At 45.8% G+C, this 22,274-nt stretch carries 19 protein-coding genes and 1 pseudogene; 6 read left to right on the forward strand and 14 right to left on the reverse strand.

The genetic code is table 11. From position 1 onward, the window contains the following. The 10 genes from QZ157_RS07945 to QZ157_RS07990 all read right to left on the reverse strand — a co-directional run. Positions 1-977: PD-(D/E)XK nuclease family protein (locus QZ157_RS07945; protein ID WP_295144063.1), on the reverse strand; the 977-nt coding region annotated here is incomplete at its 3' end. Between the two features lie 15 nt (positions 978-992). Then, on the reverse strand, positions 993-1,931 hold the full coding sequence (locus tag QZ157_RS07950) for an excinuclease ABC subunit A (RefSeq protein ID WP_295144066.1): 939 nt from the start codon (positions 1,929-1,931) through the stop codon (positions 993-995). Further along, complete coding sequence (fliN, locus tag QZ157_RS07955; RefSeq protein WP_034957998.1) at positions 1,928-2,224, reverse strand: flagellar motor switch protein FliN; 297 nt, start codon at positions 2,222-2,224, stop codon at positions 1,928-1,930. Before fliN ends, QZ157_RS07950 begins: the two co-directional genes overlap by 4 nt. Before the next feature lie 56 nt (positions 2,225-2,280). Next, positions 2,281-2,694 carry a chemotaxis protein CheX gene (locus tag QZ157_RS07960; RefSeq protein WP_295144127.1) on the reverse strand — a complete coding sequence of 138 codons (414 nt, stop codon included), beginning with the start codon at positions 2,692-2,694 and terminating at the stop codon, positions 2,281-2,283. A gap of 65 nt (positions 2,695-2,759) precedes the next feature. Continuing rightward, positions 2,760-3,509 (reverse strand): tryptophan synthase subunit alpha, encoded by a 750-nt coding sequence (gene trpA, locus QZ157_RS07965; RefSeq protein WP_295144069.1) that lies wholly within the window; start codon positions 3,507-3,509, stop codon positions 2,760-2,762. Beyond that, on the reverse strand, positions 3,502-4,683 hold the full coding sequence (gene trpB, locus QZ157_RS07970; RefSeq protein WP_295144072.1) for a tryptophan synthase subunit beta: 1,182 nt from the start codon (positions 4,681-4,683) through the stop codon (positions 3,502-3,504). Before trpB ends, trpA begins: the two co-directional genes overlap by 8 nt. Before the next feature lie 175 nt (positions 4,684-4,858). Continuing rightward, positions 4,859-5,458 carry a phosphoribosylanthranilate isomerase gene (locus QZ157_RS07975; protein ID WP_295144074.1) on the reverse strand — a complete coding sequence of 200 codons (600 nt, stop codon included), beginning with the start codon at positions 5,456-5,458 and terminating at the stop codon, positions 4,859-4,861. After that, complete coding sequence (trpD, locus tag QZ157_RS07980) at positions 5,455-7,068, reverse strand: anthranilate phosphoribosyltransferase (protein ID WP_295144076.1); 1,614 nt, start codon at positions 7,066-7,068, stop codon at positions 5,455-5,457. The genes QZ157_RS07975 and trpD overlap by 4 nt, the downstream gene beginning before the upstream one ends. A gap of 537 nt (positions 7,069-7,605) precedes the next feature. Further along, entirely contained in the window at positions 7,606-8,973 is a 1,368-nt protein-coding gene (locus tag QZ157_RS07985) for an anthranilate synthase component I family protein (RefSeq protein ID WP_295144078.1), read from the reverse strand. 48 nt (positions 8,974-9,021) lie between these two features. Continuing rightward, positions 9,022-9,450: a DUF302 domain-containing protein gene (locus QZ157_RS07990; protein ID WP_295144080.1), complete on the reverse strand. Its 429-nt coding sequence runs from the start codon at positions 9,448-9,450 to the stop codon at positions 9,022-9,024. A 77-nt stretch (positions 9,451-9,527) separates the two neighbouring features. On the opposite strand from QZ157_RS07990, the gene QZ157_RS07995 reads away from it, so the two are divergent. Then, positions 9,528-10,280, forward strand: coding sequence for a sulfite exporter TauE/SafE family protein (locus tag QZ157_RS07995; RefSeq protein ID WP_295144083.1), 753 nt, complete (start codon positions 9,528-9,530; stop codon positions 10,278-10,280). Between the two features lie 159 nt (positions 10,281-10,439). Here QZ157_RS07995 and QZ157_RS08000 read toward each other — a convergent pair whose 3' ends face one another. After that, a complete protein-coding gene (locus QZ157_RS08000) occupies positions 10,440-12,020 on the reverse strand; it encodes a class I SAM-dependent methyltransferase (protein ID WP_295144086.1) in 1,581 nt (526 codons plus the stop codon). Between the two features lie 84 nt (positions 12,021-12,104). Here QZ157_RS08000 and uvrA point away from each other — a divergent pair, with 84 nt between their 5' ends. The 4 genes and pseudogenes from uvrA (at position 12,105) to QZ157_RS08020 (ending at position 17,784) form a co-directional block, all read left to right on the forward strand. After that, positions 12,105-14,936 carry an excinuclease ABC subunit UvrA gene (gene uvrA, locus QZ157_RS08005; protein WP_295144090.1) on the forward strand — a complete coding sequence of 944 codons (2,832 nt, stop codon included), beginning with the start codon at positions 12,105-12,107 and terminating at the stop codon, positions 14,934-14,936. 47 nt (positions 14,937-14,983) lie between these two features. Then, the gene (locus QZ157_RS08010) at positions 14,984-16,417 is read left to right on the forward strand and encodes an AAA family ATPase (protein ID WP_295144093.1); all 1,434 of its coding nucleotides are present in this window, start codon (positions 14,984-14,986) and stop codon (positions 16,415-16,417) included. Further along, entirely contained in the window at positions 16,407-16,994 is a 588-nt protein-coding gene (locus tag QZ157_RS08015) for a hypothetical protein (protein ID WP_295144096.1), read from the forward strand. Before QZ157_RS08010 ends, QZ157_RS08015 begins: the two co-directional genes overlap by 11 nt. Continuing rightward, positions 16,994-17,784, forward strand: a pseudogene (locus tag QZ157_RS08020) (DUF817 domain-containing protein). Before QZ157_RS08015 ends, QZ157_RS08020 begins: the two are co-directional and overlap by 1 nt. 684 nt (positions 17,785-18,468) lie before the next feature. Here QZ157_RS08020 and QZ157_RS08025 read toward each other — a convergent pair. Genes QZ157_RS08025 through QZ157_RS08035 form a run of 3 tightly spaced genes read right to left on the reverse strand, consistent with a single transcriptional unit; the run spans position 18,469 to position 21,406 of the window. Continuing rightward, positions 18,469-18,825 carry a hypothetical protein gene (locus QZ157_RS08025; protein ID WP_295144102.1) on the reverse strand — a complete coding sequence of 119 codons (357 nt, stop codon included), beginning with the start codon at positions 18,823-18,825 and terminating at the stop codon, positions 18,469-18,471. Beyond that, positions 18,816-19,745, reverse strand: a complete 930-nt coding sequence (locus QZ157_RS08030; protein ID WP_295144105.1) for an FAD-dependent oxidoreductase — start codon at positions 19,743-19,745, stop codon at positions 18,816-18,818. Before QZ157_RS08030 ends, QZ157_RS08025 begins: the two co-directional genes overlap by 10 nt. A gap of 32 nt (positions 19,746-19,777) precedes the next feature. Continuing rightward, complete coding sequence (locus tag QZ157_RS08035; RefSeq protein WP_295144108.1) at positions 19,778-21,406, reverse strand: formate--tetrahydrofolate ligase; 1,629 nt, start codon at positions 21,404-21,406, stop codon at positions 19,778-19,780. Positions 21,407-21,538: 132 nt separating this feature from the next. On the opposite strand from QZ157_RS08035, the gene QZ157_RS08040 reads away from it, so the two are divergent. Continuing rightward, a complete protein-coding gene (locus QZ157_RS08040) occupies positions 21,539-22,048 on the forward strand; it encodes a DJ-1/PfpI family protein (protein WP_295144111.1) in 510 nt (169 codons plus the stop codon). Positions 22,049-22,274: the final 226 nt, after the last annotated feature.

The raw sequence follows: 22,274 nt of genomic DNA on the forward strand, positions 1-22,274 counted from the left end.
TGTTTATAGCTACCATCATATCCAATCCAAATATATTCTTCCTTCGTTATATTAAATTGGATGTCTATAGCATATTTTCTTTCTTTGTTTGCTTCCTTTGCATTTTTGCTGTACATAAAGTTGTATATATAATCGGCATTTTTTGTTCTTATTAGATATAGGTTGTTTAGACGACTATCTTTATAGATTTCTATACCTCTCTCTTCTAGTGTATTTTTTATTGCCTCAAACAACTTATCTAATTTTGTCCTTTTATAGCTAATTAAAATTTGAAGCTCTTTTTCATATTTGTCCCAAATTTGCTCGCATAAATTTTGTAGTTCTTTGTCGCCCATGATATTTCTCCTTTTTAGCAAATCGACATAGCTGGATAAAATTATATTTGCTTTTTGAGATAGCTTATTGTTTTGTAGCGAGCATTCTATGCTATCGCCTATCGTTTTGTATGTCGCTATTAACCACCGGCCTCGCTCTGTCTTATCCTCAGGCAAGCGACCGTCTTTTGTCAAGAAAATATAAATTCTTTCAAAATCCTTATATTTATCGTCAATAAATTTGCGATATTTGAGCAACTGTTCTTTGCCTTCATCCGCTTCAACCTTGTTTTCTATCGTTATGACAAGTTTATTATTTTCGTCAATTAGCAAAAGATCAATATTGTCGCTTTCTCTAAAAACTCTTATATTTTTTTCTTGAGTTTTTAGATATTTTTCTAAATTTTCGTAGCTTTCTAAAGTATTATCACTATTTTCTAACGTAAATTTTAAAAATCCTTCTAAAATTTGATACCTTAACCCGTGTTCATTATCTCCAAAAAGCCAAGCTAGGGTGTTTGAGTGTTTTATTTCTTGATTGCCAAGACCCGTAATTTCAAAGATATTAAAGTCCATTACGCTATTTTTGATAGCGTTAAATTTTTCTTGAGCCTCTTTATCGTTTATAAATTCTTTTAAAATTTCTAAATCGTTTTTAGCCAAATTTATATCCGAATTTTAGTCTATACTCGCCTTGTCTTTATATGCGTCCAGAGGTTGGCGGTTTTCGATGTAGGCGTTTAGCTTTTTTTGATTTTCTTCAAAAAAGCTCTGGAAGTCCTGCTCGCTCGTCATCTGTTCTTCGCCGAATTTATCCAAAAGCACGTTTGAGGCGCCCGTTAGCACGAGGTAGCGCCTGTCAAGGTGCTGAAAAAGCACGACTTTATTGACGCCATCAAGCGGTTTTTCGTAGATTATCTCCACCTCTTCGTCTTTTTTTACCTTTTCAAACCAGTCGTTTTTTTGCTTTGTTTTAAATGCATTTTGCTTGTTTTTTAGTTTTGTTTTGACGAATAAAAGCGCGAGCAAAAGTAGCGCCAAAATGCCCAAAACTGAATAGTATCTATAGTCTACCATATCGCCCATACTCTGCGTCATAAAATTTACGTCGCCGCTTTGCGGGGCTAAATTTAAGCCCGGGCTTTGAGTCGACGCGCTCAAATTTGAGCCGTTTTGATCGCCTGATAAATTTGACGTTTCGGTTATATTTTCTTTAGTTTCTTGCGAGGATATGGCAGTAGTGGCGGGTGAATTTATCGCAGCTTGGGGCGTTACTCGCACGCGCAGGCCAAACCCGTCGGTGGTCTTTGACGCGCTAACGGACACTTCGGCCGCACTCTTTATCACGAGGGCTAAATTTTGGCCTCTGGGTTCAAACAAAAGCTCTTGCAGTATGTTTGAATTTACGCTTTTTTCGATACTCTGATCGTTTTGCAGGTCTTTAAAAAGCAGGGTTATCGCGCCGTCTTTGCGCTCTTGCAGGATAGTCCCGCTATAAGGCGCGTCAAAGCTAAGCATGATATCCACGCGGTCGCTACGCTCGTAAATGTTGTAAGTGGATAAATTTGAACCCCAAAGTGCGGCGAAAAACAGTAAAAGCGCAGCAAAAATCCTCATAGCTGCTCTCGTTTGAAGTACTGGATGACGGATTTTGAGTCTAGGATTTCATTTATCCTTATGGCGAGATTTTTTTCGTAAACCATAACTTCGCCCTTGCCGAAAATTCGGTTGTTTATAAAAAGCTCCACGCTCTCGCCGGCAGGCTTTTCTAGATCGATTACCGAGCCAACTTCGAGCTTTAAGAGCTGTTTTACGCTAATAGTCGTGGTGCCAAGCTCTGAGATAAAATCCACTCCGATATCCATCAGCTCGTCGTAGCTTTTAAAAAGCCCGCCGCGCTCTTGCAACATCTCCTGAACCCCTTGCAGCGCCGTTTCTGCGGCATTTATCTCTTGTAGTTCTTCGCTCATCCTTTTTTATATCCTATTTGAAATGTTCTATTTTTGATCTTATAGACGCGTTTATCGTCTAGTTTGACGTGAAAGCTCGTCCTGCCTAGATACTCCGGAGTGCCTAGTTTATAGGCGTTTGCTTCGCGTTCGTTTAGTAGATTTTTGGCGTAGCCGATTGCGAGATTGGCCACTTCTTTGCAGATATCGCTTAGCTCGTCTTCGGCTAGTTTATCGACGCCAAGAAGCACGCTAGCAAAGCGATTTAGCGTATCTTTTTTAAAATAAAGATAAAAGTGAAACTCCTCTTTGCCCTTAAAAATCGGCAAGCTCGATCCGTAAAATTCACCCTCCGCGCTCTTTGCTTTTTCTACCTTGTAGCCCAGAGTATCCTCGCACAGATGCTTGATCCCAAGCTCCGCAACGTCCATCATCGCGCCGTCCTTTAAACGAAATTTTTTGATTATACTTAAATTTAACGCAAACGCGGCTAAATTTAAAAAAGTTTATTGATTTGCTTTATCAGCTCTTCGCCCTCAAATTTGGCCGTGAGCTTTACTATCTCGGTACCGATTATCGCTCCGTCGGCATAGGTTTTTACCTCGTCGGCGTCGTTTTTATTTTTCACGCCAAAGCCCACCGCGACAGGCAGATCGCTTCTTTTTTTTAGACCCTCTACGAGCGCCTTTAGCCTCTCCTCGCTGGCTCGCTGCGACCCGCTCACGCCGATAGCGCCGAGTGCATAGATAAAGCCCGAGCCGAATTTTAAAATTTTATCCGCGCGGTTTTGCGAAGTTACGCTGATTAGCGGTATGAGATCAAGGTCAAATTTAGCGCACAGCCCCGCTACCTCCTCGCTCTCCTCAAACGGCAGATCTGGGATGATGAAACCCGCGATACCGACATCTTTTGAGCGAGCGATAAATCTCTCTACGCCGTAAGCAAATACGATGTTAAAATACACGAGAAAAACGACGGGTTTATTTATCTTGCCTTTGCACTCCTCTAGCATGGTAAATACCGTGCCTGTATTTACGCCCTTTGCGGCGGTTTCAAAGCTAGCCTGCGCGATGAGTTTGCCGTCTGCGAGCGGATCGGAGTATGGGATACCAAGTTCTAGTAGATCCAGGCAGCTGCCGTCTAAATTTAATAAAAATTCCTTCGTCGCCTTGGTGCTAGGATATCCCGCCACGACGTAGCCGATGTTTGCTTTTTTGCCTGCGAACGCGTCTTTTACCTTAGCCATAAATTTTTCCTTTCTCGTAGCTCATCACGGTGTTTATGTCCTTGTCGCCGCGCCCCGAGACGTTTACGACGATGACGCTTTTTTTCGTCAAATTTGGACATAGCTTTTCTAAATACGCTAACGCGTGCGAGCTCTCGATCGCAGGTATGATGCCTTCTAGGCGGCTGGTTAGATATAGCGCGTTTATGCATTCATCATCAGTGACGCCGTAGTAGGCGGCTCGCTTGCTCTCGTGCAGGTGCGCGTGCTCTGGGCCCACGCCAGGATAATCAAGCCCCGCCGAGATACTATGTACCGGCTCGATCATGCCGTATTCGTCTTGAAGCACGATCGTTTTCATACCGTGGATGATGCCCGTGCGGCCCTTTGTTAGCGTCGCGGCGTGATACGGCGTGTGTGCGCCTAGGCCTGCAGCCTCGACTCCGATCAAATTTACGTCCGCATCGCCCAAAAACGCGCTAAAGATACCGATGGCGTTGCTGCCGCCGCCGACGCAGGCGATGACGTAGTCCGGATGTACGCCGTATTCTTTTAGCTGAGCCTTGGTCTCGCGGCCGATGATACTCTGAAAGTCGCGCACGATCCTAGGATACGGGTGCGGGCCGACTGCCGAGCCGATGACGTAAAAGGCGCTTTCTATCTCGTTTACCCACGCTTGGATCGCCGCGGTGGTGGCTTCTTTTAGCGTTTTTAGACCCTCTTCTACGCTCACGACTCTGGCGCCCAAAAGCTGCATGCGAAACGCGTTTAGCTGCTGACGCTCGACGTCTGTCGCGCCCATATATACGTCGCACTCAAGGCCGAGCAATGCCGCCGCGGTCGCAGTCGCCACGCCGTGCTGACCCGCGCCGGTCTCGGCTAAGACCTTCTTTTTGCCCATTTTTTTGGCGAGCAAGGCTTGAGCCAGGGCATTGTTTATCTTATGCGCGCCCGTGTGATTTAGATCCTCGCGCTTGAGGTAAATTTCATGCCCATAGTGCTCGCTTAGGCGTTTTGCGTGATATAGCGGGCTCGGGCGTCCGACATAGTTTTTTAGTAGGTCGTCTAGCTCGGCCTCAAATTCAGCCGTTTTTACTATGCGCTCATATGCAGCCTCGAGCTCGTCTAGCGCGAACATAACGGTTTCCGGCACGAACTGTCCGCCGAATTTTCCGAAATATGCTTTAGTGTTCATCGGTATCCTTTAAATTTTCGTTCTATTTTAGCATTTTAAGTTTTTATTAGGCTTATTTTGTGTGCGGTATGGCAGCGTTAGCCGGCAAGCGGGCAAAATGAGTAAATTTAAAACATGCGATATTTTATTTAGACGAGGCGGCAAGGGCGTAAATTTGCCTTCGCCGCAAGCAAATTTACGCCTTTATCAGCTCCAAAATTTTCTTTATTTTTTCCGCCGATTTTATACCGTTTTCATCCTCGACTTTTGAGTTTAGATCGAGCACTCGCGGGTTAAATTTGATCGCTTCGCGCGCGTTATGTTCGCCGATACCGCCCGCCATGCCAAAGTCAAATTTGACCCCCCGCAAAATCTCCCAATCAAAGCTAATGCCGTTGCCGCCGACGTTTTGCCCCTTGCAGTCAAAAAGCGGCATATCGCAAAGTGCGGTATCGACGGCAGGCAGCTCGTCTAGTACGCTATAAACGCGCCAAACCTCTAGCCCCATCGCCTTTAAATTTGCGTACAAATTTGAGCTAACCTCGCCGTGGATCTGCGCGACGTCAAGAGCGACAAATTCGCAAATTTCCATTATCTCGCAGTCGCTTTGCTCTGCAAAAACTCCGACGCATTTTTTACCCGCCGCGTGCGCGATGTCAGCTATCTCGCGCGCCGTTTGCGCACTCACTTGGCGTTTGCTTTTGGCAAATATCGCGCCCAAAAAATCTACGTCCAGGCTCGCCACATCGCGCGCCTCCGCAGGCGTTTTGATACCGCAAATTTTAACCAGCGTCACACTTCGCCTCGCACGTAGTCCTCGAAATAGCGATAAACTTTGCCGCTTTTTATCGCATCCAGGATGACCTCTTTGGCCTGCGCTGGGCTATCAGCGACGCCTGCTACATAGAGTGCAAACATCGCGTTTAGAACGACTACGTCAAATTTCGGTCCGTCCAGCTCGCCTTTTAAAATTTGCTTTAAAATTTTGGCGTTTTGCTCAGGCGTGCCACCCTCGATCTCGCTGTGAAACGCCCGTTTGAAGCCAAACTGCTCGGGCGTGATGCTGTACTCGCTGATCTGGCCGCCGCGTAGCTCCACGACGCGCGTCTCATCGCATAGACTGATCTCATCTAGTCCGTCCTCGCCGCGAACTACTAGCGCTCGCTCGCGTCCCAGCAGCTGCAGCGTCTCGGCATAGAGGCGCAAAACGGGCTTGTGATAGACGCCTACAAGCTGATTTTTGAGCGCTAAATTTGGATTTAGCAGCGGGCCAAGCACGTTAAAAACCGTGCGGATACCTAGACGTTGGCGCACTTCGCGCACTTCGCCAACTAACGGATGGAAAAACGGCGCGTGGAAAAAGGCCAAATTTTTATCGTTTAGTAGCTCGCGCTGCCCTAGGAGCGAATTTGAGCTATGAACGCCCAAAATTTCCAGCACGTCCGAGCTGCCCGATTTGCTAGAAACGGCTTTGTTTCCGTGCTTTGCGACCTTGACGCCAAGGCTTGCTAGGATAAACGCGACGGTCGTTGATATATTTATCGTTTTAAAGCCGTCGCCGCCCGTGCCGCAAAGGTCGATCATCGGCGAGGGATCGCGGTAGGTCTGTGAGTATTTTAGGATGTTTTTGGCGAGGCTTGCGAGGCTTTGCGGATAGAGGCTTTTTTCGCTGATTAGCACCAAAAGTGCGGCTAGCTGCGTGATCTCGTACTCTTTGCTTGCGATGATTTCGCAAATTTGCTCAAAGTCGCGGTCGTCTAGGCGTTCGTTTTCTTGTAGTTTGATTAGAAACGACTTGAGTGGGCGGATCTTTGGCTCTTTGGCGACGTCTGCCGCAGGCGCTGCTTCGTAGTTTATGAAATTTTCGATAATTTTTTTGCCATACTGCGTGAAGTAGCTCTCGGGGTGAAACTGGATACCAAAAATCGGCCTGTCTCTCGCGCTAAGAGCCATCACTACGCCGTCCTCGCTCACGGCTGAAGCCTCTAAATTTGACGGTAGTTCGTCCACGTAAAGTGAGTGGTAGCGCATGACCTCAAATTCATCCGGCAGCCCCGTAAATAACGGCTCTTTGCGGCTAACTTTTATTAGCGAAGTTTTGCCGTGATAGGGTTTTTCTAGGCGCTTGATTTTGGCGCCGTGCACGAGCCCGATCGCCTGATGTCCGAGGCAGATACCAAGTATCGGCGCGGCGATGTCGCTTCGTAAAATCTCTAGGCAAATGCCGCTATCTTGCGGGTGTTTTGGCCCAGGGCTAAGCACGATTTTGCTCGGATTTAGCCTGCGGATTTCGTCTAGCGTGATCTTGTCGTTGCGCACGCAGCACACTTCTTCGTCGGTTAGCTCGCGTAGGTATTGTTCTACGTTGAAGACGAAGCTGTCGTAATTGTCGATCAATAAAATCAAAATTTTCTCCTTTTTTGCGGCTTGTTTTTTTCCTTTATACTTCGTTAGAAACTCGGTCGGCTTCGGTCACGGACGACCAGTCCGCTCCCTCGCCTCCGTCGTTTCCGCCTCGTCTAAAGAAAAAATACTTCGCCTTATCGTTTTATATTCAAATTTGAAGCCAAATTTACTCGCCGAGACCCGCATCTTGAAAATATTAATTTTCGTTTCTAAAAAATTTTTAAAATTTTACGACCGAAAAGCTTTCGCCTCCAAATTTCGTGCTAAGCGTTAGTGAAGCCGAAATTTGGTAGGTAACCGCTTTGAGCGAGTAATATTTTAAAAATTTACTTTCTTTAAAACCGAATTTTACTTTTTTTGGGAGAGGAAGGGGTTCTACTTACGGTCTGCTTGCAGCTACAAACAAAGTGAAGTAGAGCGTCGCCTTCCTTTACTTCGCGCTTTGCGCTCGTAACTGTCGGAGGCAGACCCTCTCCCAAGCCCTCTCTAACCCCACTGCACGTGAGAGGTTGCTGCACTACGTGCAGGTCAAATTTCTCAAATTTCCATTGCGTTTTTTGCGAACACGTTTAGCACCGAGGCGCGTTTTTTGGAAATTTCTTTATATTCGTATTCCGGCACGCTATCTATCACGATGCCGGCTCCTGCCTGTACGAAAATTTCGGCAAAATTTCCCTCAAGCTCGCCGCTTTTTAAATTTGACTCGTTTGCGCCGTCAAGGTGCGGGTCGTGCCCGCTATCGTCAAATTTGCCACCAAATTTACGCGCAAATATCGCGCTTCTAATCAAAATCGCCATTTGCGCGTCGCCGTTAAAGTGGAAAAATCCTATGCCGCCGCCGTATGCGTTGCGCCTATATGACTCAAGCTCGGCGATGATCTCCATGGCGCGGATCTTTGGCGTGCCGCTGAGCGTACCTGCGGGGAAGATGCTGCCGACTGCGTCAAACGCGTCTAGATAGTCTGATTTTGCGCCGTAGACGTCGGAGACGATGTGCATCACGCTCTCGTAGCGCACGATGCGCATGGCGTTTTTGACTGCGACGCTTTTTGGCTTGCTGACGCGGCCAATGTCGTTGCGAGCGAGGTCTATGAGCATTTTGTGCTCGGCTAGCTCCTTTTCGTCGCTTAGCAGTTCGCGCTCGAGCGCGGCGTCTTCTATCGCGTCTTTGCCGCGTCCGCGCGTGCCTGCGATAGGCGCGACGTAGATCTTGCCCTCTTTTATCTCGCAGACTAGCTCGGGGCTAGAGCCCGCGACGTCGCCGTACGGGGTCGGAAAGTGAAACATATACGGGCTCGGATTTGACTCGCTCAAGGCTCGGTAGAAGTCTAGGCTATCCATATCCGAGGCTAGTTTTAGCTGTTCGCTTAGCACAACTTGGAAGACGTCGCCGCTTTTTAGGTACTCTTTGGCGCGCTTTGCGATACTCAGAAAATGCTCTTTTTCGCCGTCTAAATCGGTTAAAATTTTATATTTGCTCTGCCTTTTTGCGCGGTCCTCGTCGGCTTTTGCTTCGTCCTCCGCGCCAAATTTAACTAAAAAATCGTAATACCGCTCGCGGTCGCCGTAAAAGCTGTAAATTTTGCTATTTTTATCAAAGTGTAGGTAGGCGCGGGCGTTAGCGTAGAAAAAGTCGGGAAAATCGTACTGCGAGGCGTTAAATTCGGGGATTTTTTCAAAATATTTTATCCCGCCGTAGCCGAGCACTCCAAACAGCCCCGCAAAAGGTGCGTCAAATTTTTGAGCTTTAAAATAGCTCTTAAGCCCCGCAAAATCGGTTTGCTCGCTGCTGATATACTCGCAGTCGATACCGACGATAGTCTGCGTCGTGTCCTCGGCGAGGTAGGAGTTGGCGAATTTTTCGCGGATCTTTTCGTAATAAAAAACGGGGCTCAAAAGTAACATAAAACATCCTTTAATGAGCGCAGATTATATAAAAATTAAGCTTAATTTTTATTTGACGGCGGCGTCAAAAAGCTCGCGCTCTAGCCTTTGTGCCGCGTCTAGGGCGTGGCAGTCAAAGACGCCGTATCTAGCCGCGATGCTTTTTATATCCTCAAAGCTCACGACTGTTTTGCCGTCTCTTTTTTGAAATAAAAACTTAAACGGAAGCTCCAGCGCGAGGCTTGGCTCGCACTCTATTAACGGCGCAAGTACGCCTGGAGCGCCGAAAATCACAGTGACCGACGGCGTCAAATTTACTCCCGTTTGCGCGGCGAAAACGTGATGAGGCACTACGGCAAATTCACTAACGTCTTTCATGTCAAGCAGTCTTTGAAATCTCTTAACCGCGGCTTCTATCTCTAGCTCGCTTTGGCCTGCCGTGACGCTGGCAAAGGCCAAATTTAACCCCGCAAAAATCATCAAAAACAATCTTTTCAATAACTTCCCTTTTTTAAATTTTAAAATTAATTTTACCCAAAAACGGCTAAAATCGGATTTTACTTTAAGGCGAGATTATGGAAATTTTATCGGTTGCGTCGTTCGGTTACGTTTGTTTGGGGTTATTTGTAGGCTTTTTGTCCGGATTTTTGGGCATCGGCGGCGGCGCGGCGGCCGTACCGATACTCGTGTTTTTGGGCTTTGACGTCAAATACGCAATCGGCGTAAGCGTCCTTCAGATGATGTTTAGTTCGGTCTACGGCTCGCTTTTAAATCTCAAAAATAAGACCCTTGATCTAAAGCCCGCTTTGGTTCTGGGCAGCGGCGGCTTTTGCGGGGCGAGCGCGAGCGGCTTTATTGTAGCGAGCGTTCCGTCGAAATTTTTGCTTCTCACGCTTATCTGCATTCAAATTTTTAACGTTATTAAGCTATTTTTTAAAAATCCTGAGCCAAAAGGTGCGCATAATCCATCCCTCGTACCGCTTTTTTTCGTAGGACTTTTTGTCGGCGCGGTAGCGATCAGCGTGGGTATCGGAGGCTCTGTTATCATCATGCCGGTTTTGATAAATTTCTTAAACTACGACATAAAAAAGGCGATCAGCACGGGGCTATTTTTCGTGATATTTTCGTCGATTTCGGGCTTTATCAGTCTAACTTTGCAAGGGCTCGTGCAGTACGAGGTTGGCGTTTTGGTCGGTATCGGCTCGCTTATAAGCGTGAGATTTGGCGTAGCTTTAGCGCAAAAGATCGACCGTGCTATCCAAAAAAGATGCCTGCTTGCGCTTATTTGCACGACGCTAATTATAATGATAAATAAGCTTTTTGCTTAAATTTAGTATTTGCGATAAATTTTGGTTTTGCTAAATTTTACCTCTTTAATAGCTGAAACTACTTTTGGCGAGTTTAGAAGCTTGCGTAAATTTAAAACAACGCGGTCAAATTTACGGGAAATGTAGGGGGCAAATTTATCGCATTCGCCCCCAAAAAAATTAGAAATTTTCTAAAAATCCGCCGTCGCTTAGTTTTAGCTCAAGGTCTTTTACGTAGTTTTCGGCCGCTTTTTGGTATTCGTTTTTGCTGGCGGTTTTTATCGTGCCGTTTTTGACGGCAAACTCCAGTTTACGCTCTTGTGCGAATTTCGCCGTTTGCTTTGCGATATTTTCGAGCGAGTTTTCTCCATTAAACTTAAGCGCTATAAAGGCGTCAAACTGTGAAAAATTTGCCGACACGTTTAGTTCGTCGGAGATTTTTATCACTGGTTCGTCGCTAGATGAAAAATACTCAAAATACCCTCGTACTCGCTCTTTTAGGCGGCTTTTGCCTGCTTCGTAAGCGATTTTTGGGCGCTCGTAGGTCGTTAGCTTTGCGCAGTTTGCGGCTAAAATTTCCATAAAGCCAAAATAGGCCGATTTTACCGCGTTTTCATCGTCTTTTAAAAGCGCTGCGACGTCGGCGAAATTTACGCTTGCCGGATAAACGTCGGTAAATACCTGATAAAGCCAGTCGTACTGCGGCTTCATCGGAACACCGTTTATATTTACGTAGCCATCTTTTGCTCGGTCGAAATTTGCCGAGATATGCAGCTTGCAAAGCTCGTCCGCGCCGATATTTACGCTAAAGTCGTCTGAAACGAGGTCTTTGTGCGTTATCATGCTACGCCTAAAAACCCTGTTTGTTAAAAAATCAAGCATCTGTTCTTTTTCGATGCGTGAGCTAAAATTCGCGTCTATATAGGCGTCAAATTCGTCTATGCCCAAATTTGACTGAAAAACGTCCTCCAGTCCGACCTCGGCGAGATAGGCAAGGCCGTTTTTATCAAGATCGGCCGCAAAATCCTTAAAATAAATCGGATCGTTAAAAACTTCCAGATACTCGTGCGCTATATATGAGTTGCTAGCGGATAAGATATAGTCGATGTGAAATTTTAGACTTTCGTAATTTAAGAAAATTTGGCTTACGTTGCCGTCTTTTTGGCAAAATTTGGCGTATTCTCCAAGTACTTTTAAAAGCTCCCTTGCTTTGGCTACTTTTGCGGCTTCTCCTTGTACGTCTTTGGTGCCAAAGACTAAAAAATCCCTGATCGTATCCTTGATCTTCCAGCCCGGATAGACGTTGTAGCTCACGTAGGCCACGCCGTTTGGGCTCAAAAATCGCTTGATCGTTTTTAGGATCGCGTCCTTTACGGCGTCCGGTACCCAGCTATAAACGCCGTGGCAGACGATGTAGTCAAATTTTCCGTAATCGCTCACGTCTGTGTCCGTAAGATCGCAGATATCTTTTGCTATAAATTTTATATTATCCACGCGCATTTGCGCGGCTAGCTCTTTGGCTTTATTTATCTGCACCTCGCTTAGATCTATGCCAAGAGCCTTTGCCTGCGGATTTGCGATAGCAAAAGGAAATAAATTTCCGCCGTAGCTGCAACCGATTTCTAGCACTTTAGCCGTTTTGGACGGCGGCGGAGTTAGCGACAAAAAAGAGGCCAAAGCCTCAAGGCATGCGGGAGAAGTCTCCGCAAAAGCACCCGAGACATAGGGAAGCTCGTCGTAGGATTTTTGGATATCGTTCATTTGCGCGTCCTTTAAATTTATAGAAATTTTATAGCGATGATAATACAATATACGCCGTTAAATCCAAGTAAATTTAGGCAAAAAATGAACGACACCATAAAAATCACGGGCGCGCGCGAGCACAACCTAAAAAATTTAAACCTCGAAATTCCGAAAAACAAGCTCGTAGTTTTCACCGGACTTAGCGGTAGCGGCAAGAGTACGCTAGCGTTTGACACGCTTTATGCCGAAGGGCAGCGCAGATATATGGAGAGCCTTAGCAGCTACGCCAGGCAGTTTTTAGACCGCGTAGGCAAGCCCGACGTCGATAAGATTGAGGGTCTAACGCCCGCTATCGCGATAGATCAAAAAACTACGTCCAAAAACCCGCGCTCGACCGTGGGCACGATAACGGAAATTTACGACTACCTGCGCCTTCTATACGCTCGTATCGGCATCCAGCACTGCCACAAGTGCGGCAAACCGATCTCTAAAATGTCGGCTAGCGACATCATAAACGAGATCCAAAAGCTCCCCCAGGACGCTAAAGTCGTCATCTACGCTCCGCTCGTGCGCGAGAAAAAGGGCACGTGGGCGGATTTGATCGAAAATTTACGCGGCAAAGGCTACGTGCGCGCCCAGATAGACGGCGTGCAGGTACGCCTAGACGAGGAGATCGAGCTGGCTAAAACCAAAAAACACACAATAAAGCTCATCGTAGACCGCATCGTGATAGACGCGGATAATGCGCAGCGCCTAGCTCAAGACGTGGAAAAAGCGCTGAATGAAAGCTACGGCGAGGTCGAGATCGAGATCGCAAATACCGAAGAGCTCGGGCTAAAGGAGAGTTTCATCCACTACAGCGAGCACTCGGCGTGCTTTGATTGTAAAATTTCATTTACGCCGCTTGAGCCGCTTAGCTTTAGCTTCAACTCTCCAAAAGGCGCGTGCGAGAGGTGCGACGGCCTTGGTATCAGATATAGCCTGGATCTAACCAAAGTGATCGACGAAGAAAAAAGCATCGAAGGCGGCGCGATAAAGCTGCTTTACGGCTACAACATGAGTTATTATTATAAATTTTTGCTGGCTTTTTGCGAGCAAAACGGCATCGACGCAAAGCGCCCGTATGGCGAGCTTAGCGAGGATGAAAAGCGCCTCGTGCTCTACGGCAACGTAAAAGAGGTCGAGTTTTTCTGGAAGAAAAACAAGCTGCTGCGCAAATTCGAAGGTGCGTTAAAAATCACGTACGGACTGCTAAAAGACTACAAGGACTTCGACGAATACATGAGCGAAAAAGTCTGCGACGACTGCGGAGGACACAGGCTAAAGCCTCAAAGCCTAGCCGTCAAGGTCGCAGGGCGCGGTATCGGCGAAATTTTAGACATGAGTATCGAAAACTGCACCGCGTTTTTCTCAGACGAGTCAAATTTTAGCTACCTTAGCGAATACGATAAAACGATCGCAAAGCCGATATTTAAGGAGATAAACGAGAGGCTGTTTTTCCTCTACGACGTGGGGCTGGGATATCTATCGCTCGGACGCGACGCGCGCACGATTAGCGGCGGCGAAGCGCAGCGCATCAGGATCGCTAGCCAGATCGGATCGGGCCTTAGCGGCGTGATGTACGTACTAGACGAGCCTAGTATTGGGCTGCACGAGCGCGATACGCTAAAGCTCATCAAAACTCTGCGAAATTTGCAAGCAAAAGGCAACTCCGTTATCGTCGTCGAACACGATAAAAAGACGATCGAGGAGGCCGACTACATCGTGGATATCGGGCCTGGAGCGGGGAAATTCGGCGGACAGATAGTTTTTGCCGGCGATGTGAAAAGCTTGCTAGGATCAAGTACGCAAACGGCGCTTTACATAAACGGCGAAAAGGAAATCGACTACCAAAAAAACCGCAAAAGCGACACGTGGCTCGAGATCTCAAACGTAAATATCAATAATATATCAAATTTAAGAGCGCGCTTTCCGCTAAGAAATTTAGTCGGTATCACGGGAGTTTCGGGCTCGGGTAAAAGCTCGCTCGTGCTGCAAACCCTTTTGCCAGAGGCCCAGGAGCAGCTAAACCGCGCCAAAAAGGTAAAAAAAGTCGCGGGGGTAAATTTGAGTGGGCTTGAAAATCTAGACAAAGTGATCTATCTCGATCAAAGCCCGATCGGACGCACTCCGCGCAGTAATCCTGCCACCTATACGGGCGTGATGGACGAGATCAGGGGGCTTTTTGCGCAGACAAAAGAGGCCAAACTGCGAGGCTACAAGATCGGCAGGTTTAGCTTTAACGTCAAGGGCGGACGCTGTGAAAAGTGCCAAGGCGAGGGCGAGATCACGATCGAGATGCACTTTTTGCCCGACGTAAACGTCGTCTGCGACTCGTGCGGCGGCACCCGCTACAACGCGCAGACGCTAGAAATCCTCTACAAAGGCAAAAATATCGCCGACGTGCTAAATATGAGCATCGACGAGGCGGTGGAGTTTTTTAAATCCGTGCCTAAAATCGCTAGCAAACTAACGACGCTGCAAGACGTGGGGCTAGGCTACATCACGCTGGGGCAAAACGCCGTGACGCTAAGCGGCGGCGAGGCGCAGCGCGTAAAGCTTGCAAAAGAGCTCAGCCGCTCGGACACGGGAAATACGCTCTATATCCTTGATGAGCCGACTACGGGGCTGCATTTTGCAGACGTCGATAGGCTCGTGCGCGTGCTGCACCATTTGGTCGATCTTGGCAACTCGGTCTTTGTCATCGAGCACAACATGGACGTCATCAAAAACTGCGACTACATCGTAGATATGGGGCCTGAGGGCGGCGCAAAGGGCGGTAAAATCATCGCAACAGGCAGCGTCAAAGACGTGGCTAAAAATTTCAAAAAGACGGGGAGTTATACAGGAGAATTTTTGGCTGGGGAATTGGCGGAGATGAAAGGGAAGAAATAGTATATATTTTATGTTAAAATATGTTAAGGAATTATTCGGAGAAGAACATGAAAGTTAGTTTAAGAAATATTGGTATTTTGGATGAGGCAGATTTTGAAGTTGGCGATATAACAGTTATATGCGGAGAAAACAATACTGGAAAAACATATGCAACTTACAGTTTATATGGATTTTTGAAATTTGTTGAAGAAATAAACAGTTATGCCTTTGACGCTATAGATGAAGTGTCCATAAAAGATTATCACCTATTGGAAAAGGATGGCTCTAATATAAAAATATCTTTTGAAAATTTTGAGAAATTAATTAATGATTGTTCTAATGGGATTGAAAAAGGATACAAAAGTAATTTAGCTGAAATTCTGGCTGGTAAAGATGGTGACTTTAATGAAAGTATTTTTACAACTAATATATTAGAGCTTTTTTTGCAAGATATAAAAGATAAAAATTTTGATATGAGCATATTAAAAAATATAATGTCATATGAAAGAACAACTTACTTTGAACTATTAGATGCCAATAAAGAATATTTTATTTTTAATTATAAAAAAAATCAAAATTTTACCGTAGCAGAATTGCAAGATTTTTGTATGATTTTATTTACTTACATATGTTTTATAGTATATCCAAAAGCTTTCATATTGAGCGCAGAAAGAACTGGTGCTTCTATGTTTCAAAAAGAGCTGGATGTAAATAAGAATGAAATAGTTGAAAAAATTTCAACAGCTACTAGTAGTAAAAGTATAGAGAGAACTGTTTTGGATGTTCTTAGAACAAGATACACTAGATATCCAAAGCCAGTGAAAGATAATATTTATTTTATTCGTGAGCTTGATCAAGTAATAAAAAGTGATAGTTTTATAAAAAAAGAAGATAATAATTTGCATAAAGAAATTTTAGATATTCTTAATAAAATAGTTGGTGGAAAATATATAATGTCTGCAGAGGGTATAGAATTTGCACCAGGAGCAAAACAAAGAGTTACTAGTAAGGGTAAATTTTTGATTCAAAGAGCTTCAAGTTCTGTGAGATCTCTTGTGATGTTAAACTACTATATACTTCATAAGGCTCGCGTTGGCGATATTCTTATGATAGATGAGCCAGAGCTTAACTTGCATCCAAAAAATCAAATTTTATTGGCTAGATTGATTGTGTTGCTATCAAGGGCTAATATAAAAGTATTCATTACGACTCACAGCGACTATATGGTGCATGAACTTAGTAATTGTATAATGCTACATAATTTATCAGAACAACAAATTATAGAGTTAAAGAAGGATTATAAGGAAGAATATAAATTAGATGCGAGCAAGATAAAAGCCTATTTGGCTGTAAAGGAAAAAAAGAAAAATATTTTAAAAAGTATTAAGATAGATCAAGAGCGTGGAATTTTTATGAATACTTTCAATGAATCTATTGATGCACAGAATAACAATCGGGCAATCATTTTTGAGACTATCTTAAAGAATAAAAATGCAAAATAAAGATTTGATAGATTTTTATAATGCCATCCATAACGATCTTAAAATTAGACCCAATGGATGCTATTTTACTATAAATGAAAATGGTAATGATAGTATTATTAAAAAGGTGCGTCTTAAATTTAAAAACAAAGACGATGTTTTGATTATAAGACAGAACGAGCAAAAGCATACTGTAAAAGATATTTTAGTTAATCATTCTACCGATTGTTGTTGTGATTTTATTCTTTTTATGATTCGTAATGGTAATTTACAAATTTATCTTTGTGAAATAAAGTCTAGTCTATGCATAGAACATAAAGAAAAGGCAATTAAGCAATTTAAAGCCTCTTTCCAGTTTTTAAAATATTTTATCAGTTCATATTTATACTATAATAGTAAGAGTAACTTTGATATGGACAAACTGGAAAATGTTGTTAGCAGATATTATATTTATCCTAGCATAAATGGTATGAGTAATAAGACAGGAATCTCTTATGAAAAAATAGAAAATTTTAGTATATTTTATAAGACTGTAGAATTAAGCACAGATGATGAAGGGGTTGTAACTGTGCAAGATGGCTATAGATTCTTTGTCTAATGCTAAATTTTTTAGCCATTCACTCTCTAAAATCCTTCACCATAAATTTCCTCCACTTTGGCTTAAAAGAGCTTCGAGCTTGCGTATTTGCCGGCTCGTTTTTCGCCGTGCTTTTTGTGTCGCGCTACCTGAATTTACTCATCCCGCGGTATGATTTTTTATTGATCGCCGCCGTGGTGCTGCAAATTTTGATGCTCGTTTTTAGGCTCGAAACGCCAAAAGAACTACTCGCCATCACGATGTTTCACGTCATCGGACTCATGCTCGAGCTTTACAAGACCAGCCCAGCCGTAGGCTCTTGGAACTACCCCGAGTTTGCCTACACGAAGCTTTACACGGTGCCGCTGTATTCGGGCTTTATGTATGCGGCGGTGGGCAGCTACATCATGCAGGCATGGCGACTTTTCAATCTGCGCGTCACGCCTCCGGTCAGTAGGAAAACAAGCCTATTGCTGTGCTTTTTGATATATTTAAATTTTTCACGCACCATTATATTTACGATTTTTGCTGGGTTTTGTGCGCGGCGATCGTTCTCGTTTATCGCAAGACTTTCGTGCATTTTACGCCATACAAGCGCGAGTTTCGTATGCCGCTCGTGCTTGCCTTTTGTCTCATCGGGTTTTTCATCTGGATCGCCGAAAATCTCGCGACCTTCTTTGGCGCGTGGCAATACCCAAATCAAGCCGCGCAGTGGAACATCGTGTTATACGGCAAAATTTCCAGCTGGGTTTTGCTCGTCATCATCAGCTTCATCATCGTCGCAGTTTTTAAACAAAAGGATAAGATTTAATAAATTTGCAGCCTAAATTTACCTGCATAAATTTAATGTGGTTGCGTTAAATTTGACGCGAGAATAGATGTGTTTATATCAAATTTATGATTTGTTGTGATAAGCCATTAGTGCTCATTTGACAACCCCTACTTACTCCAAATAGCAATGCAGACGCAAAAAGCGTTAAAAAAAGTATTTTTGCTTCGGTTTCTGCTGTCAGTTGCAAACGAAGTAAAGCATCTCTTTGGGTTACGAGTAACGCGAAGTGGAAAACCAGCGAAGCTTCCGAGTGAAAAATGCCAGGTTTTGTGCAGTTTTTCTAATTTTTACTTCGTTGTGCTGTTTGTATTTTTTAGACACTTCGACTTTGTCTTGCAACCATATGAAAAGCAAAGCAAATATAAATACTTTATTACAACGAAGCCTAAATTTAACTTCTACTGACCGCCTTAAATTTATGTTTTATTGGGCAAAAAATACCAGTTTCGGTTTAAAAACGCTAATTTTAATTTATAATTTTTATTAAATATATAATAAACGAATGGGAGAATACAAACAGTATCTTTATAGCTTATCACTTTTTATGCTCGTAACAAACCCCGCTCGCATTTATGTCCATGCTCGTTGCATGTTCGTCTTTCGAGGGCGGGTTGCTTTACGGGAGGATACGATCTGGTATCCTTGTATCGCCTCTACTCTTTATCATTTTTTACCGCAGCCAAACAACCCTAAATTTACATCATCACTAAATTTAAGCCGTTTTAAATTTACACCACCTCGCAAAGGTTCAAATTTGCACATTCGCTCTCGCTCGCTAGCGTAAATTTCCGTCTCGCTCTTTGGCTTTCTGGTGTCCGAGCCGTGCTCAAATTTAGCTAAATTTTGCTCCGTCCTAAAAACGCTAAATTTACCGTCCAAAAACTCCGCAACATCGTCTAAATTTTTCTCATCGTCGCTAGCTCGCGTCTGACTAACAAATAAATTCCTGTCATACGTCGCGCCCACGACCTGCACGCCATCCGCTGCCGGGCAAACGTAGCCTTTCGCGCTTAGGGACACGGCGGTCTTGATGCAGGCTTTATGTGCGTGACCTGCCCGCGCACCGAGCTTAGCGGGACGTCATAATGCGCGAAAGGCTCCATACTTTCGCTACCAAGTGCAAGCACCAAAACGTCCGTGACGATGCTCTCCTTGCCGGCAAAGTCTGCGCGCACTCTGCCGTCTGCTAAGCTCTCAAAGCCCGTAAATTCGTGATTTAGCAACGTTTTTATCCCACTACTTACCGCCTCGCACATATTGCGCGGGCGAGCCTTTGCGTCGTTTTTGATAAATGCGCTCGGGTGCGGTGAGGATGTCAAATTTATCTCAAAAACGCCGTTGTCCGCGTCAAATTCTTCCCACTTCAAGAGACGCTCCACCAGCTTTTGCTCGTGTGCGTAGTTTATGACGCCAGTGAATTCGATCTGCTCGGGGGTTAAATTTTGCCCGTAAAATCGCACCGCATGCAAAAACGCATTCATATGCATGCGCCCTAAATTTACCGCAGGCTTTGTGATAAGTGGCATCAGGATGCCGCAGTGATTGCCAGAGCTGTTTGTAGCGATGTTCGTGCGCTTTTCGGCGATCGTGACGTCAAGTCCAAGTTTGCGCAGTTTAAACGCGCTCACGCACCCGGCGACCCCGCCGCCAACGACAAGCGCGCTCTTTGGCGCAGTGTTTGTGCCCGCACAAAAGCGACTAAACCAAATTTCGCGCTCACTCTCGCGCTCGCCCACAAAGATCGCTCTTATCATCTGGCGTTTTTTGCCGTAGCCTTTTAGTAAATTTATCTCAAAACCGCTGTTTTTCAGGGCTTTTTGCACCGTGCTTGACGCCGTGTAGGTGCAAAGCATGGCGCGCGGGGCGCATAAATTTGCTATCTCGGCGCAGACCGCCTCGCTCCACATCGTTAGCAACTGACACAGCAGAAGCCGAAGCAAAAGATTTTCTTGAAACGCTGTTCGCACCCGTTTTATTGCACGCTCATTCCCTCCGCTGCAGGCACTTTAGGCAGCCCAGGCATCAGCATCGCCCCACCGCTAACCGCCACGATAAAGCCCGCTCCCCCGCGGATCTCAAGCGCGCTAACCTCGAAGCTAAAGTCCTTGGGCCTTCCTAGCAGCTTAGCGTCCGAGCTAAAGCTATACTGCGTTTTTGCGACGCAAACTGGCATACTCTCAAAGCCTAGACGCGAAATCTCGGCCAGATCCTTCTGCGCGCGCGGGCTAAAGACGATGTCTTTGGCGCCGTAAATTTTAGTCGCGATCTTTTCGATCTTGGTTTTTACGGAGTCGCTTGCATCGTAGGTGAAGTTTATCTCGCGAGCCGGTTTTTCGCAGATTTGCGCGACTTTTTTAGCCAGATCCTCTGTGCCCGCGCTTCCTTTTAAAAAGCCCTCGCACACGCTAAACTCAGCCCCAGACTCCTCGCAAAGAGCGCGTACGTGGGCGATCTCGTCGTCCGAGTCCGAGGCGAATTTATTTAGCGCGACGATGACGTTTTGGTTAAAATTTTTGAGATTTTCTATGTGGGCTTTTAGGTTTTCGCCGCCTAGCTTTAGCGCTTCTAAATTTGGCTGCGAGATGCTGTCTTTATCGCATCCGCCGTTATATTTTAGCGAGCGGATGGTACTTACTAGCACGACGCATTTTGGCGCAAGTCCTGCGGTGCGGCACTTGATATCGAGGAACTTTTGCGCTCCTAGCTCAGCGCCAAAACCCGCCTCTGTCACGACGTAGCCCGCTAAATTTAGCGCTGTTTTGGTCGCGATCACGCTGTTGCAGCCGTGCGCGATATTTGCGAACGGTCCGCCGTGGATGAGCACGGGCGTGCCCTCTAGAGTTTGCACGAGGTTTGGTTTTATCGCCTCTTTTAGCAGTACGCAGACGGCGTCGGCGCAGTTTAGGGATTTTGCGCGCACGAGGCCGCCCTCTTTATCGTAGGCGACGACTATATTTTCGACGCGCTCTTTTAGATTTTTTAAGTCGGTTGCTAGGCACAGGATCGCCATTATTTCGCTAGCGGCGGTGATTACGAAGCCGTCCTTGCGGGTAAATTTATTGCTCTTTTCAAGGCCGATTTCGATCTCTCTTAGCGAGCGGTCGTTCATATCCATGCAGCGCTTGAAAACGACGCGCGCAGGGTCGATGTTTAGGGCGTTGCCGTGGTGGATGTGATTGTCTAGCATCGCCGCGATGAGGTTATTTGCCGAGGTGATAGCGTGAAAGTCGCCGTTAAAGTGCAGGTTGATATCCTCGCTTGGCGTCACCTGCGAGTAGCCGCCGCCCGTCGCTCCGCCCTTTATACCGAAAACCGGCCCCAGGCTCGGCTCTCGAAGCGCGGCGCACACGCGTTTGCCGATACGCGCTAAGCCGTCTGATAGCCCGACGGTCACGGTCGTTTTACCCTCGCCGTACGGGGTCGGATTGGTCGCGGTAACCAGGATGAGATTTGCGCTAGGCGCGCTGCCTAGTCGCGGTTCGATCTTGGCTTTTAGCTTGCCGAAGGTGTCTAGCGCCTCCTCGTCTAGCCCCAGTTTTGCGCCGATTTTTACGATATTTTGCGGCTTTGCGCTCGCTTCTATTTCTCTGTCGCTTGGCATCGTCTTTCCTTAAAAATTTGATTTAAAATGATTTTGTAATTTTACCTCGCAAATGCGAAAAGTCTCATTAAATTTAGCCGCTCGTAATCAAATTTGGGCTAAATTTGAAACTAAATTTGACAAAGGATCGCGATGAAGGCGCTAAACGTTTTGCTTTACGAGGGATTTACTACGATGGACGCGCTGGGGCCTGCCGAGGCGCTATCTAGGGCGCTGGAAGGCGAGCGAAAATGCTACGAGATAGAGTATTTTTCGGCTACTGGCGGGCTTATGGGTAGCAGTACGAGCGCTAAAATTTGGACGCGAAAGCTAGATGAAATAGCTAAATTTGATATTTTGCTCGTGCCGGGCGGTTTTGCGGTTAGGGAGCTTGCGCATGATGGCGAGTTTATCGCTATTTTGGGCGAGCTAGCGGGCAGACACGATCACGTGGTAGCGGTATGCACAGGCTCGGTTTTGCTAGCTAAAACGGGACTTTTGGACGGCATGGAGGCCACGAGTAACAAGTTATCGTGGCAGTGGGCGACCTCGGAGGCTCTGAATGTGCGCTGGATACGCGCGGCCAGGTGGTGCGTTAGCGGAAAATTTTACACTAGCTCGGGCGTGAGCGCTGGTATCGACGCGGCTCTGGGTTTTACCTAGGATATGCACGGTCGGGACGAGGCGCAGCGTATCGCTCGGGCGATGGAGTACGTCTAGAACGGCGACAAAAACGCGGAGTTGTTTTAAATTTTAGTTCGCGATGGTTGCTAAAATTTGATCGCTAAATTTAAGCCGAGTCAAATTTCGAGGCACTGTACCTAAAAGATGCGTGAAAAACGAATTTACAAAATCAGCCGTTCAAAAGCACGGGTATAAAAAGAGCAAA

The organism is uncultured Campylobacter sp., assembly GCF_905372745.1.
GTDB lineage: Bacteria > Campylobacterota > Campylobacteria > Campylobacterales > Campylobacteraceae > Campylobacter_A.